The organism is Gordonia shandongensis DSM 45094 (assembly GCF_000423025.1).
Lineage (GTDB): Bacteria > Actinomycetota > Actinomycetes > Mycobacteriales > Mycobacteriaceae > Gordonia > Gordonia shandongensis.
This window is the reverse complement of the sequence record NZ_AUHE01000002.1, coordinates 116,008-129,273: the sequence shown is the minus strand read 5'-3', so window position 1 is coordinate 129,273 and position 13,266 is coordinate 116,008. Positions and strand designations below refer to the sequence as shown.

General features: G+C 69.8%; 12 protein-coding genes. 5 read left to right on the top strand and 7 right to left on the bottom strand.

The window, feature by feature from the left end; all coding sequences use genetic code 11:
• The first annotated feature begins 20 nt into the window (after positions 1-20).
• The 3 genes from G528_RS0103405 to hrpA are packed head-to-tail and all read left to right on the top strand — an operon-like array spanning position 21 to position 4,931.
• Positions 21-608, top strand: coding sequence for a peroxiredoxin (locus G528_RS0103405; protein ID WP_026917750.1), 588 nt, complete (start codon positions 21-23; stop codon positions 606-608).
• 26 nt (positions 609-634) lie between these two features.
• Positions 635-1,174 (top strand): alkyl hydroperoxide reductase, encoded by a 540-nt coding sequence (locus G528_RS0103400; RefSeq protein ID WP_026917749.1) that lies wholly within the window; start codon positions 635-637, stop codon positions 1,172-1,174.
• Between the two features lies 1 nt (position 1,175).
• On the top strand, positions 1,176-4,931 hold the full coding sequence (gene hrpA / locus G528_RS0103395) for an ATP-dependent RNA helicase HrpA (protein WP_156890338.1): 3,756 nt from the start codon (positions 1,176-1,178) through the stop codon (positions 4,929-4,931).
• Between the two features lie 34 nt (positions 4,932-4,965).
• Here the strand turns inward: hrpA and nrdR are convergent, their stop codons facing one another.
• Positions 4,966-5,415 (bottom strand): transcriptional regulator NrdR, encoded by a 450-nt coding sequence (nrdR, locus tag G528_RS0103390; RefSeq protein WP_026917747.1) that lies wholly within the window; start codon positions 5,413-5,415, stop codon positions 4,966-4,968.
• 67 nt (positions 5,416-5,482) lie between these two features.
• Positions 5,483-5,791, bottom strand: coding sequence for a LysM peptidoglycan-binding domain-containing protein (locus G528_RS0103385; protein ID WP_051198236.1), 309 nt, complete (start codon positions 5,789-5,791; stop codon positions 5,483-5,485).
• Positions 5,792-6,250: 459 nt separating this feature from the next.
• Between G528_RS0103385 and lexA the strand changes: the two genes are divergently transcribed.
• A complete protein-coding gene (gene lexA / locus G528_RS0103380) occupies positions 6,251-6,913 on the top strand; it encodes a transcriptional repressor LexA (RefSeq protein WP_245569668.1) in 663 nt (220 codons plus the stop codon).
• Between the two features lie 3 nt (positions 6,914-6,916).
• Here the strand turns inward: lexA and G528_RS0103375 are convergent, their stop codons facing one another.
• The gene (locus G528_RS0103375; RefSeq protein ID WP_026917744.1) at positions 6,917-8,605 is read right to left on the bottom strand and encodes a putative PEP-binding protein; all 1,689 of its coding nucleotides are present in this window, start codon (positions 8,603-8,605) and stop codon (positions 6,917-6,919) included.
• A 158-nt stretch (positions 8,606-8,763) separates the two neighbouring features.
• On the opposite strand from G528_RS0103375, the gene G528_RS0103370 reads away from it, so the two are divergent.
• Positions 8,764-9,021, top strand: coding sequence for an HPr family phosphocarrier protein (locus G528_RS0103370; protein WP_026917743.1), 258 nt, complete (start codon positions 8,764-8,766; stop codon positions 9,019-9,021).
• Positions 9,022-9,061: 40 nt separating this feature from the next.
• On the opposite strand, the gene hflX is transcribed toward G528_RS0103370, so the two are convergent.
• From hflX to G528_RS0103350, 4 genes are all read right to left on the bottom strand, one after another.
• The gene (gene hflX / locus G528_RS0103365; protein ID WP_026917742.1) at positions 9,062-10,468 is read right to left on the bottom strand and encodes a GTPase HflX; all 1,407 of its coding nucleotides are present in this window, start codon (positions 10,466-10,468) and stop codon (positions 9,062-9,064) included.
• Between the two features lie 81 nt (positions 10,469-10,549).
• Positions 10,550-11,482, bottom strand: coding sequence for a diaminopimelate epimerase (gene dapF / locus G528_RS0103360; RefSeq protein WP_245569656.1), 933 nt, complete (start codon positions 11,480-11,482; stop codon positions 10,550-10,552).
• Between the two features lie 4 nt (positions 11,483-11,486).
• Entirely contained in the window at positions 11,487-12,434 is a 948-nt protein-coding gene (gene miaA / locus G528_RS16260) for a tRNA (adenosine(37)-N6)-dimethylallyltransferase MiaA (RefSeq protein ID WP_156890337.1), read from the bottom strand.
• Complete coding sequence (locus G528_RS0103350; protein ID WP_035718809.1) at positions 12,416-13,147, bottom strand: class III extradiol ring-cleavage dioxygenase family protein; 732 nt, start codon at positions 13,145-13,147, stop codon at positions 12,416-12,418. Before G528_RS0103350 ends, miaA begins: the two co-directional genes overlap by 19 nt.
• Positions 13,148-13,266: the final 119 nt, after the last annotated feature.

Here is a 13,266-nt window from a genome sequence, read left to right as displayed (position 1 = left end):
GTTTTGAAGGAGATCGACTCATGGCTCTGCTCACCATCGGCGACCAGTTCCCGGCCTACAACCTCACCGCTGTGATCGGTGGCGACCTCTCCAAGGTCGACGCCCAGCAGCCCGACGACTACTTCACCACCGTGACCAGCGACGACTACGCGGGCAAGTGGCGGATCGTCTTCTTCTGGCCCAAGGACTTCACCTTCGTGTGCCCCACCGAGATCGCCGCCTTCGGCAAGCTCAACGACGAGTTCGCCGATCGTGACGCCCAGGTGCTCGGCGCCTCGGTCGACAACGAGTTCGTCCACTTCCAGTGGCGCGCACAGCACGACGACCTCAAGACCCTCCCCTTCCCGATGCTGAGCGACCTCAAGCGTGAGCTCGCCGAGGCCGCAGGCGTCCTCAACGCCGACGGCGTCGCCGATCGCGCCACGTTCATCATCGACCCGAACAACGAGATCCAGTTCGTCTCGGTGACCGCGGGCTCCGTGGGTCGCAACGTCGACGAGGTCCTCCGCGTCCTCGACGCGCTGCAGTCGGACGAGCTGTGCGCGTGCAACTGGCGCAAGGGCGACCCGACGATCGACGCCGGCGAGCTCATGACCGCGGGCGTCTGACCGAACAGCGGAAGGAATCGATCACGATGAGCATCGACAACCTCAAGAACGCTCTTCCCGAGTACGCCAAGGACCTCAAGCTCAACCTCTCGTCGATCAGCCGCACGACGGTGCTCGACGAGGAGCAGCTGTGGGGCACGCTGCTGGCCACGGCCGCCGCGACTCGCAACGCCACCGTCCTGCGAGAGATCGCCGACGAGGCCGCCGACAACCTGTCGGCCGAGGCCTACAACGCAGCCCTGGGCGCAGCCTCGATCATGGGCATGAACAACGTGTTCTACCGCGGTCGTGGTTTCCTCGGCGGCAAGTACGACGATCTCCGTCCGGGACTCCGGATGAACATCATCGGCAACCCCGGGGTCGACAAGGTCAACTTCGAGCTCTGGTCGCTCGCGGTCTCCGCCGTCAACGGCTGTGAGCACTGCGTCGGCGCCCACGAGAACGTGGTACGCGAGGCCGGCAAGGACCGCGAGGTGATCTTCGAGGCACTCAAGGCCGCGTCGATCGTCACCGGCGTCGGCCAGGCGATCGACGCCGCGGAGGCGCTCGGCGCCGCGAACGCCTGACCTGCTGCAGCCCGCAGAACACGAGTCCCCGACCGGTGCACCGGTCGGGGACTCGTCTCGTCGACGTAGACTCGGTCGCATCATGTCTGCTCCGGTCATCTCCTATCCCCCGGAACTCCCCGTCAGCGCAGTCCGCGATGAGATCGCCGAGGCCGTCGCCGCCCACCAGGTGGTGGTGATCGCCGGCGAGACCGGATCGGGGAAGACGACCCAGCTCCCCAAGATCTGCCTGGAACTGGGACGCGAATCCATCGGCCACACGCAACCTCGTCGGATCGCGGCCACCTCCGTCGCCCGTCGCATCGCCGACGAGCTGGACACGGAGCTCGGCGGCACCGTCGGCTACCAGGTCCGCTTCACCGACCGCGTCGGCGCCGACACCCGCATCAAGGTGATGACCGACGGAATCCTGCTCCGCGAGATCGGCCGCGACCCGAGCCTCTCGCGCTACGACACGATCATCATCGACGAGGCGCACGAGCGCAGCCTCAACATCGACTTCCTCCTCGGCTACCTCAAGCGACTCCTCCCGTCGCGGCCCGACCTCAAAGTCATCATCACCTCGGCGACCATCGAGCCGGATCGTTTCGCCCGGCACTTCGCCGGACCCGACGACGACGTGCCGATCCTCGAGGTCTCCGGTCGGACGTACCCCGTCGAGGTCCGCTACCGGCCGATCGAGTCCGACGACGACCGTGCCGATCTCGATCAGATCGCCGCCATCGACGCCGCGGTCGGTGAGCTCTGGGCCGTCGAGCGCGGCGACATCCTCGTCTTCCTGCCCACCGAGCGTGACATCCGCGACACGGCGGACGCCCTCGGCCGACGACGCGACGCCGAGATCGTTCCCCTGTTCGCCCGACTGTCCGTCGAAGAACAGCAACGGGTCTTCTCCGCGTCCTCCGGGCGTCGCATCGTCCTGGCCACGAACGTCGCCGAGACGTCCCTGACGGTCCCGGGAATCCGGTATGTCATCGACGCGGGCACGGCGCGGATATCTCGGTACTCCACCCGCACCAAGGTCACGCGCCTCCCCGTCGAACGGGTGTCCCAGGCCAGTGCGCGCCAGCGCGCCGGCCGCTGCGGACGCGTGGCACCCGGAATCTGCATCCGCCTCTACTCCGAGGACGATTTCGACGCACGGCCCGAGTACACCGATCCGGAGATCCTGCGCAGCAACCTCGCCGCCGTCATCCTCTCGATGCTGTCGCTGCGCCTCGGCGACATCGCCGACTTCCCGTTCGTCCAACCTCCCGACTCGCGGGCCGTTCGCGACGGCATGGCGCTGCTGTCCGAGCTCGGCGCCGTCACCGGCACCGACTCCGCAACCGCCCGGCTGACCGCGGCCGGCAAGACGCTCGCGCGCCTTCCGGTGGATCCGCGAGTGGGCCGCATGCTGATCGCCGGCCGCGACAACGGCTGCCTGGACCACATGCTCGTCATCACCTCGGCGCTCACCGTTCCCGATGTGCGCGAGTTCCCCTCGGAGAAACGCGAGGCGGCGACGACCGCGCATCGCAGGCACACGGTTCCCGGATCGGAGTTCCTCGGGCGCGTGGCCCTGTGGAGCTACCTCGCCGAGAAGCGCGCCGAGATGTCCGGCAATCAGTTCCGTCGACTCTGCGAACGGGAGTTCCTTCACTACGTCCGTATTCGGGAATGGATCGACCTGCACCGCCAGCTCTCACGCACCGTCCGCGACCTCGGGTGGCAGATTCCGTCGACCGCGGTCGACGCCTCCGCGATCCACCGCAGTGTCGTCACCGGACTCCTGACCAACATCGGTGCGCGCCAGGATGATTCGCGCGAGTACCTGGGCACCAGGGGGACGAAGTTCATGATCTTCCCCGGTTCGTTCCTCGCCAACAAGCCGCCGAACTTCGTCGTGGCCGCCGAGCTGATCGAGACCTCACGCCTGTTCGCGCACACCGTCGCGGCGATCGAGCCGGAGATCGTCGAGAAGGCCGCCGGCGAGCTCGTCAGCAGGACCTACAGCGAGCCACACTGGTCGACCCGCCGCGGCGCAGTCATGGCCTACGAGAAGGTCACCCTGTACGGCGTCCCGCTCGTCGCGTCACGGCGCGTCACGTACGGATCCATCGACCCGGAGACGGCGCGCGAGATCTTCATTCGCGAGGCCCTCGTCGCGGGGCGGTGGCGAAGCCGCCACGCGTTCGTCACCCACAACGCGGAGCTGCTCGCCGACGCCGAGGATGTCGAGAACAGGGCGCGCCGACGCGACGTTCGACTGTCCGACGACGACGTCTTCGACTTCTACGCCGCTCGCATCCCCGCCTCCGTCGTCTCGACGCGGCATTTCGACTCCTGGTGGAAGAAGGCCTCCCGCACCGATCCGGCGTTGCTCAACCTCCGCACCGAGGACCTCGCCGGGGACGCTCTCCCCACCGCCGCCGACTTCCCCACTGCGTGGCAGCAGGGGCAGACACGACTGGAGCTGCGTTACCACTTCGAGCCGGGGACACCCGACGACGGCGTGACCGCTGTCATTCCGCAGCCACTGCTCGAGCACGTTCGCGACGTCGGTTTCGACTGGCTGGTCCCCGGTATGCGGTCCGAACTGGCGACGGCGCTGATCAAGAGTCTCCCCAAGGGACTGCGGAAGTCCATCTCCCCGGCCTCCCGCTACGCGGACCTGGCATTGGCGGGCTTGACCCCCCGTGCCGAACCGCTTCTCGCCGCACTCGCCAGGGAACTGTCGACGATCTCCGGCGTCACCCTCACTCCCCGGGACTTCCGGGTCGACGCCCTCGCGCCCCACCTGCGCATGCACTTCGCCGTGACCGACGCGTCAGGGGCGGTCATCGCCCGCGACGATCGCCTCGCCGCACTGCGCGAGAACCTCTCCGCAGGTGCCCGCCGCACCGAGAAGGCGCCCCTGCACCGCGCATGGACCGCCGACACGATCGGGACGCTCAGCGAATCCGAGACGGCCACCGTCGCGGGACAGACCGTGACCCGCTACCCGGCACTCGCGACGGTCGCCGGCCGCGGAGTGCGCGTCGTTGCCGCCACGACGGCCGCCGAACGCGACGCACGCGTGCGCGAAGCCGTGACCGAACTGCTCTGCCTGACCGTCTCCGCACCGAGTCGACGACTGGCCTCGTCGTTACCGCCGGAGGGCACCCTGGCACTCAGTCAGAGCCCGTACCCCGATCTCGACAGCCTCCTGGCCGACTGCACCCGTCGCGCCGTCATCGACACCCTCGCCGGGCAGCCCGGCGCCGACGCCGTCCGGTCGCCCGCCGACTTCGCCGACCTGTCGTCGCGCGTCGCGCCGACCGTCCGCGCCGCCGCACCCGAGTACTTCGATGCGACCGTCCGAGCTCTCACCGAATACACCGCGGTGCGCCGCGGTGTGGACGACCGTTCCGGGACACTCGCCGCCGACGATGTCGCCGAACAGCTGGCCGATCTGGTCTTCGACGGGTTCGTCGCCGCGACGGCCCTCGAGCACCTGCAGTCGCTCCCCCGCTACCTCACGGCGGCGCGTCTGCGTCTGGACGCCCTGCCCACAGCCGGTGCGCGCGACAACGATGCGATGGCCGCCATCGACCGGATCGTCACGGTATGGAACCGACGCCTCGCCCAACTCCCCGAGTCCCGCCACGCTGATCTCAGCGACATGGTCCAGTGGCGGCTGGAGGAACTGCGGGTCAGCTTGTTCGCGCAGCAGCTCGGCACCCGCGGTTCGGTCTCCGAGCGACGCATCATCGCGGCCATCGAATCGTTCACCTGACCCGCGATGCCGCCCGGTCTCGCGCGCAACCTCGTCAGTCGCGATCGCGCCGCAAGTCGTCGATCTCTCGTTGGAAATCGTCGGCCGACTCGAACGACCGGTATACCGACGCGAACCGCAGGTAGGCCACCTCATCCAACTCGCGCAGGGGCTTGAGGATCGCGAGTCCGACCTGGTTGCTCGGAATCTCGGCCGACCCCGAGGCCCTCACCGCGTCCTCCACCCGAGCCGCAAGTTTCGCCAACGCGTCCTCGTCGACCGAACGCCCCTGACATGCACGACGCACACCCTTCATCACCTTCTCGCGAGAGAAGGGTTCGGTCACGCCGGTCCGCTTGACCACCGACAGGACCGCCGCCTCCACGGTGCTGAACCGTCGTCCACAGTCGCTGCACGCCCGACGGCGACGAATGGCCATTCCATCGTCCGCCACGCGGGAGTCCACAACTCGGGTGTCGTCGTTCTTGCAGAACGGGCATCGCATATCACGAGACTACCCGCCGGCCTTCGGCATCCCGCGCGTCACCTGTGGCGAAGTCATCCGCAGCGGCTCACCTGTAGTCTGGCGCGACCAACGCCTGACCGACGTGCAGACCCGACGTCTCCAGCCCGTTGAGCCGTCGCAACTGTCCGATGACACCGTCCGCCGGCAGGTCGGGGGCGATGCGCTGCGCCAACGAGGTCAGCGACTCGCCCGAACGGACGTACACGACCTGCGTCGCCGCGGGACTCTCGGGCACGGCGGCGTCCTGGTAGCCGGCGCCGACGATCGCGATCAGCCACACCAGTCCCGCCAGGACGGTCCCGACCAGCAGGGCCGTCACCCAGACGCCCGCCGGTCGGCCGACCGACCGTCGCACCCGCGTCGGATCGTCTCGCCGCTCTCCGACCCGGGACTGCGGCGCCTCCCGATGCGGGCCCCTTCCGACACGACGGTCCCCCGTCACGGCATGCGGTCGACTCGGCGCCCGGCCCGTCGGCCGGCAGACCGTATGCGGCACCGCCGTCCCACAGCGATGCCGAACCGCACGCCGGTCCCGGGTGGTGCTGCCGCGGTCCTGGGCGGTGCCCCTGCGATCCCGAATGGAATCGCGAGACTCGGGTGTGGCCGGGTCCGTCATCAGGGTGGCGCTCATCGGTCGCTCCTATCGTTCACGTGTTCGAAAGAACTTATGTTCGATAGTTAACACGATGGGTCTGACAAATCCAGACACGCCTCGAACAATTGTTTGAGTTCTGTGACCTATTCAACTACCGTCGGGACCATCGATCGAACACAGCCGACGAAAGGCCCGACCGTGAGCGACACCCCCGATCCGATGCTCTCCACCGCGACGCTGGAGGCATCGCTGACCCAGCGCCAGCGCGAGGTCCTCGAAGTGATCCGCTCCTCGGTCCGCGAGCGCGGCTATCCGCCGAGCATCCGTGAGATCGGTGAGGCCGTCGGCCTCACCTCGACCTCGTCCGTCGCACACCAGCTCCGGACCCTCGAACGTCGCGGCCTGCTCAAACGCGATCCGCATCGACCCCGGGCCGTCAATGTGCGCGACGACCAGCGGACACCGCCCTCGGGCGGGGCCGCCGCCGCGCAGGACGAATCGCTGCCCACCCCGACGTTCGTCCCCGTCCTGGGACGTATCGCGGCCGGCGGTCCGATCCTCGCCGAACAGGCGGTCGAAGAGGTCTTCCCGATGCCCCGCGAACTCGTCGGCGACGGCTCCCTGTTCATGCTGCGCGTCGTCGGCGAGTCGATGGTCGACGCGGCGATCTGCGACGGCGACTGGGTCGTCGTGCGCCAGCAGAACGTCGCCGAGAACGGCGACATCGTCGCCGCGATGATCGACGGTGAAGCCACGGTGAAGACGTTCAAGCGAGTCGACGGACACGTGTGGCTCATGCCCCACAACGAACACTTCGAGCCGATTCCCGGTGATGACGCCGCCGTTCTCGGCAAGGTCGTCACCGTCATGCGGCGAGTCTGACGGTCAACGCTCCACCGCGGTCCGGGCCGCCTCCCGCGCGCCGTGAGCATCTCTCGCCGCACAGGCGCCGCGCGCGGCATCCCGACACGCCGCCATCGTGGTGTCGCCGAGGCGCACTCCCACGGCCGGCACGGCGGCCGGAGCCGCTGACAGTGAGCTGACACCCAGCCCCACCAGCACACACGCCAGCAACGGATCGGCCGCGGCCTCACCGCAGACCCCCACCGGCACGTTCCGTGCCCGCCCCGCGTCGCAGACACGGGAGATCAGTGAGAGGACCGCGGGCTGCCACGGGTCGGTCAGCGCCGCCAGCTCGGGCGACGAACGGTCCGCGGCCATCGTGTACTGCGTCAGGTCATTGGTCCCGATCGAGACGAAGTCGACCTCCGCGGCGATCGCATCCGCCAGCAGTGCCGCCGACGGCACCTCGATCATCACCCCCGCCACCAGGCCGCGAGCCCGGACCCGTCGTGCGAAGTCCCGCGCCTCCGTCGGTGTCGCGACCATCGGAGCCATCACCCACGGAGTCCGAGACGCCCCGTCGGCGGCCCGCGCGATGGCGTCGAGTTGCGCATCGCGGATCGCGGGGTGACGCTGCGCGATGCGGTCTCCGCGTATCCCCAGTGCGGGATTCTCCTCCGTCGGATGGTCGATGAATCCCAACGGCTTGTCGGAGCCCGCATCGAGCGTTCGAATCACCACGGTATGCCCGTCGAAGATTTCGATCACGTCCCGATACAGGGCCGCCTGCTCCTCGACGGTCGGTTCGGCGGCCCGTTCGAGGAAGGCGAGCTCCGTGCGGAACAGTCCGACGCCGTCGACCGGGTACCGCGCGGCGACGCGAGCCGATCGGCCGTCGGACACGTTCGCACGGAGCGCCACCGCGTGGCCGTCCGACGTCCGACCGGCACCCCGCCACTGCGCCGTCCGCTGCGCGGCCTCCCGAGCGGCGTCGACGGCGGCGCCGATGAGCGCCGGATCGGGGTCGAAGCCCACGGTGCCCCCGTGACCGTCGACGAAGCACATTCCGCCGTCGACGACGCCGTCGAGCCCGCGTGCCGCGACCACGCAGGGGATGTCGAGCTGCCGGGCGATGATCGCCGTGTGCCCGCTCGGGCCGCCCCGACTCAACCCGATGCCGACGACCCTGCTCGGGTCCAGGTCCGCGACGTCCGCCGGCGCCAGATCCGCGGCGATGAGGATCGACGGTTCGTCGGGGATCGTGATTCCCGGCTCCGGCTCGCCGCGCAGTTCGGCGACCACCCGGTCACGGACATCCTCGAGATCGGTGATCCGGTCGGCCATGACGCCGCCGAGGTCGGCGAACATGGCGGTGAATCTGGCGGTCGCGGCGACGGCCGCGGATTCCGCCGTGGCACCCGCATCGATCGCGGTCCCCGCCGCAGCCGCCCATCCGCGGTCCCGTGCGAGCGTCGCCGTGGCGTTGAGCACCTCCGCCGCCGCGCCGACACTGCGCGACGCGCGGCGGGTCAGTCGGGTGGCGACCGCGTCGACGGCGTGGGCGAGGCGGTCGCGTTCGGCAGATCGATCGGATTCGGCGACCGGGCTCTCATCGATTCGCCCGACCGTCGGGCGCGCTCGGGGCCGGACCACTCTGCCGTATCCGAGACCGTTCACGACCGGGGTGCCCGGCACCACGGTGTGCGCACCGTAGGACGCATGCTCCGCCATGGCAGTGACCCTACAGAACGCACCGGGGCCACACGGTCGGCTGCGGATTCGGTCGCGCGCCGACGGCATTCGCGGTGCACGCTCGTCGATGCCGGATATCGTCGTGGGCGTGAGCGCCTCCGCGGCCTGCTCCGAGACCGACCAGAGAAAGGCGCACCATGCCCAGCACCACCGTGACCGTCGGCTCGGCCGTCGGTCTGCACGCCCGCCCCGCCACCGTCATCTCGGAAGCCGCCGCCGCTCTCGGCGTACCCGTCACCCTCGCGGTGGCCGACGGGGATCCCGTCGATGCGGGCAGCGCGTTGATGATCATGACGCTCGGCGCCGAGAGGGGCACGCCGGTGACCGTGACGAGCGACGATCAGGCCGTCGTCGACGCCGTCGCCGCATTGGTCGCAGCCGATCTCGACACCTGACACCCCGCGGGCACCGGAACCGCCGTGGAGCCGGGACCGGTCAGTCCGCCATCAGTTCCCGGTACTCCGCGGCGAGTGACGACGGCATGCGCACCTCGACGCGGGTTCCGTTCTCATCGTGGTCGATCGAGTGGACGTGCGCCTGCTCGTGGAGGCGCGCGATGACCTCGCCCCGATCGAACGGGATGTGCAACACGGCATCGACGTCGTCGCGGGCGAGGAACTCGGTGATCGCGTCGAACAGGGCGTCGATCCCCTCGCCCGAGCGCGCCGAGACGAACTGCGCCTCGGGGTACTCCCCTCGCAACGCAGTCATCCTGGTCGCGTCGATCGCATCGATCTTGTTGACCACGAGCATCTCCGGCGGCGCCGGCAGGTTCTCGTCGGCGAGCACGTCGGCCAGAACCTTGCGGACCGCGGAGATCTGCTCTCCGGGGAATGCGTCCGCACCGTCGACGACGTGGATCAGCAGGTCCGCGTCGACCGCCTCCTCCAGGGTCGACCGGAACGCCTCCACCAACTGCGTGGGCAGGTGCCGAACGAATCCGACGGTGTCGGTGAAGACCACCTCGTGGCCGTCGCGCAGTCTCGCGCGCCGAGTGGTCGGGTCCAGGGTCGCGAAGAGCGCATCCTGCACGAGGACTCCCGATCCGGTCATCGCGTTGACCAGGCTCGACTTCCCCGCATTGGTGTATCCGACCACGGTGAGGGCCGGCACGCTTCCGCGACGACGGCCCGCCCGTTTCACCTCGCGGGCCGTCTTCATCCCGCGGATCTCGCGCCGGAGCTTGGCCATCCGCTCCCGGATGCGGCGCCGGTCGGTCTCGATCTTCGTCTCGCCGGGACCGCGCAGACCGACGCCTCCGTTGCTGCCCGCGCGTCCGCCGGCCTGCCGCGACATCGACTCGCCCCACCCGCGCAACCGCGGGAGCATGTACTCCATCTGGGCCAGTGAGACCTGTGCCTTGCCCTCACGCGAGGTCGCGTGCTGGGCGAAGATGTCCAGGATCAAGGCGGTCCGGTCGATCACCTTGACCTTGACCACGCGTTCCAGGGCGGTGAGCTGGGCCGGCGTCAGTTCGCCGTCGCAGATGACGGTGTCGGCGCCGACGTCGACCACGATGTCGTGGAGTTCGCGCGCCTTGCCCGACCCGAGATAGGTCGCGGGGTCCGGACGGTCGCGGCGTTGGATCAGCGCCTCGAGGACGTGCGAGCCCGCCGTCTCGGCCAACGCCGACAGCTCGGCCATGCTCGCCTCCGCTGCGACGGCGCTGCTCGAGGTCCACACGCCGACGAGGACGACCCGTTCGAGGCGCAGTTGCCGATTCTCGACCTCGGTGACGTCGTCGAGTTCGGTCGACAGTCCCTCGATCCGCTGCAGCGATGCTCGGTCGTCGAGTTGGAGTTCGCCCGTCGTCGGGCGTTCGGTCATAGGAAGTTCAGTCATAGGTGACTGCCATTGTGCCCGGTCGCGGCGCCGTCGGCATCTCTATTTCCCCGCACCGGCCGGATTCCAACCGCGTCCGCGTCAGGCCCAGCCGGGCACGAGGTCGCCCCGCGCCACGAGCCGCGACGGTCCGCGCAGCACCGCAGTCCGGTCGCCGACCGCGATGGAGACGTCTCCGCCGGGAACGGTGATCGCCACGGTTCCCGCTCGGCGGTCGAGTCCCGCCAGCGCCGCGGCCGCCGCGGCGACCAGCCCGGTTCCGCACGACCGCGTCTCGCCCACACCGCGTTCCACGACGCGCATGTGCCCGTGGAAGTCCACGTCGCCGTCGTCACTCGGCTGCAACGGCGTCACGATCTCGACATTCGCCCCGTGCGGGAACAGCCCGTCGTCCAGGGCGACGCCGCCGCCGAGGTCCAGGTCGGCGAGTGCCGCCGGGGTGAGCCCGTCGACGATGCACGCCAGATGGGGGTTCCCGACGTCGACCGCGGTACCGCCGTACCGGCGGTCGGCGATGGTCGCCACGCTCTGCGAGCCCAGGGCGACCGTCCCCATCTCGACGCTGACGTCCGCCGCCGACTCGTCGACCGCGTGGACCGTGACGGGTCGCGATCCGGCACGGGTACCGACGTCGAACCGATCGGTGTCGACCAGTCCGGCGACGCGGCAGTAGTGGGCGAAGACCCGCACGCCGTTGCCGCACATCTCGGCGATCGACCCGTCCCCGTTGCGGTAGTCCATGAACCAGTCGTCGGCCGCGACGCCGTCGGGCAGTGCCGTCAGGACGCCCTGCGCGATGAGCGCCCCGGCTCGAGCCACACGAAGGACGCCGTCGGCGCCGAGCCCGCGCCGACGGTCGCACAGGGTACGCACGAGGTCGGCGTTCAGATCGATCCGCGCCGCGGGATCGGGCAGGACCACGAAGTCGTTCTGCGTTCCGTGGCCTTTGACGAAGGGCTGCGGCACCGGTGCCGTCGAGGACGCCGATGCGGGACTGCGGGCGGGGTCTGTCACACCGTCAGGATACGCCCAGGGCGGTCCGTGCGGCCGCGTGCACGTCGGGGGCACCGGCATCGAGCCAGACGGCCCGCCGGTCGCGGCGGAACCACGACCGCTGGCGCCTCACATACCGGCGCGTCCCGATGAGCGTCCGCTCACGCGCCTCGTCCAGGGTGCAGTCGCCGGCCAGGTGATCGAGGATCTGTGCGTAGCCGATGGCTCGCGACGCGGTGAGCCCGTCCCGCAGTCCCGCCGCGCAGAGGCGCTCGACCTCCTCGACGAGGCCGCGGTCGAACATCTGGTCAGTGCGTACGGCGATCCGGGCGTCGAGTTCGTCTCGGTCCCGGTCGAGGACGAGGATTCGCGTGCCCCAGCGGGGGTCGCCGATCGTCGGCGCCGACGCGGCGAACGGCCGACCGGTGAGTTCGACCACCTCGAGCGCTCGGACGATCCGTCGCCCGTCACTGTCCAGAATCGTCCGTGCCGCGACCGGATCGACGTCGGCGAGCCGCGCGTGCAGGGCCACGGATCCGATGTCCGCCAGTTGGGCTTCGTAGCGACCGCGGATCGTCGGATCCGTTGCGGGGAACTCCCAGTCGTCCAACAGGCCCTGGATGTACATCATCGAACCGCCGACGATGATCGGAGTGCGTCCGGCGCCGAGGAGCCGCTCGACGTCGGCGGTGGCGGCGATCTTGTAGCGCGCGACGGTCGCCGTCTCGGTGACGTCGAGCACGTCGAGCTGGTGGTGCGGTATCCCGCGCCGGTCGGCGACGTCCAGTTTGGCCGTGCCGATGTCCATGCCTCGGTACTGCTGCATGGCGTCGACGTTCACGATCTCGCCGTCGAGGTCCTCGGCGAGATCCAGCGCCAGCTCCGACTTGCCTGCGGCGGTCGGCCCGATGACGGCGACGGGCGCTCTCGGGCGCCGCGCGGTTCCGGTTCCCGTCACGATTCCGGTTCCCATCGACACACCGTGTAGCCCACTCCGAACGGAGCCGCGGCGTACGTCGTGCAGGCCGTCATCGCTCGACTGCCGATCGCTCCGGCCACGACTTGGACGGCGGCGCGCCCGCCGACTCCCTCGGCGCGGCAGTCCACGGGGTCGAGGTCCTCGAGCGCGTGGCGGTCGGCGGCGGCCAACGCTGCGTCCCACCGCTGCTGCAGGGCGACCGCTGAGGACCGTTCCCCGCCGCCGGGCGCCGACGGACTCAACGCCGTCGCGCCGTCGGCGACCACCAGCACACCGATCGGTTCGGTCGCCGAGTCCAGCAGCCGTCCGATCTGCGCGCCACGTTCCGCACACGCCGTCGGCGCGGAGTCGGGCGCGATGATCTCCGGACGAATGCGGATCGCGACACCCGTCCGGTCCTGGGCGGTCTGCCGTGCCCAGGCCGCGATCAGCATGCTCAGGGGAAGCCGGTCCTCGGCGTCCGCGCCGATCGGCCGCTGGTCGGCGCCGAGCGAGACGTCCAGGTCGGCTCCGAAGGCCGCGAAGCCGCGCCGGGGACGATGTTCATCGTCGGCCCCGATGGCGATCCACGTCGGTGTGATGTCCGCCAACCGCGTGACCGCGTCCGTCACCGCCGCCCGGACGGGCTCGGTCTCCACCGCCGCGGGACCCGACAACTCGGGCACCAGGAGCGGCGCACTGGGGATGATGACGACCTCGGCAAGCACGACACGACGGTACCGAATCGGGTTTCGGAGGCCCCGTTTCCGTACAGCGGGGCGTCGGGGCTGCTTGAATGAACCTCGGAAGCGACCCTCGGGGTCGAGGTGACGAGGCAGCCGTGACG

Bases quoted from the DNA above. Each gene is read 5' to 3' on its own strand.
- nrdR (WP_026917747.1), bottom strand. From the start codon at position 5,415: ATGCGATGCCCGTTCTGCAAGAACGACGACACCCGAGTTGTGGACTCC.
- hflX (WP_026917742.1), bottom strand. From the start codon at position 10,468: ATGACTGAACTTCCTATGACCGAACGCCCGACGACGGGCGAACTCCAA.
- lexA (WP_245569668.1), top strand. From the start codon at position 6,251: ATGCTCTCCACCGCGACGCTGGAGGCATCGCTGACCCAGCGCCAGCGC.
- G528_RS0103400 (WP_026917749.1), top strand. From the start codon at position 635: ATGAGCATCGACAACCTCAAGAACGCTCTTCCCGAGTACGCCAAGGAC.
- G528_RS0103370 (WP_026917743.1), top strand. From the start codon at position 8,764: ATGCCCAGCACCACCGTGACCGTCGGCTCGGCCGTCGGTCTGCACGCC.
- G528_RS0103375 (WP_026917744.1), bottom strand. From the start codon at position 8,605: ATGGCGGAGCATGCGTCCTACGGTGCGCACACCGTGGTGCCGGGCACC.
- miaA (WP_156890337.1), bottom strand. From the start codon at position 12,434: ATGGGAACCGGAATCGTGACGGGAACCGGAACCGCGCGGCGCCCGAGA.
- G528_RS0103405 (WP_026917750.1), top strand. From the start codon at position 21: ATGGCTCTGCTCACCATCGGCGACCAGTTCCCGGCCTACAACCTCACC.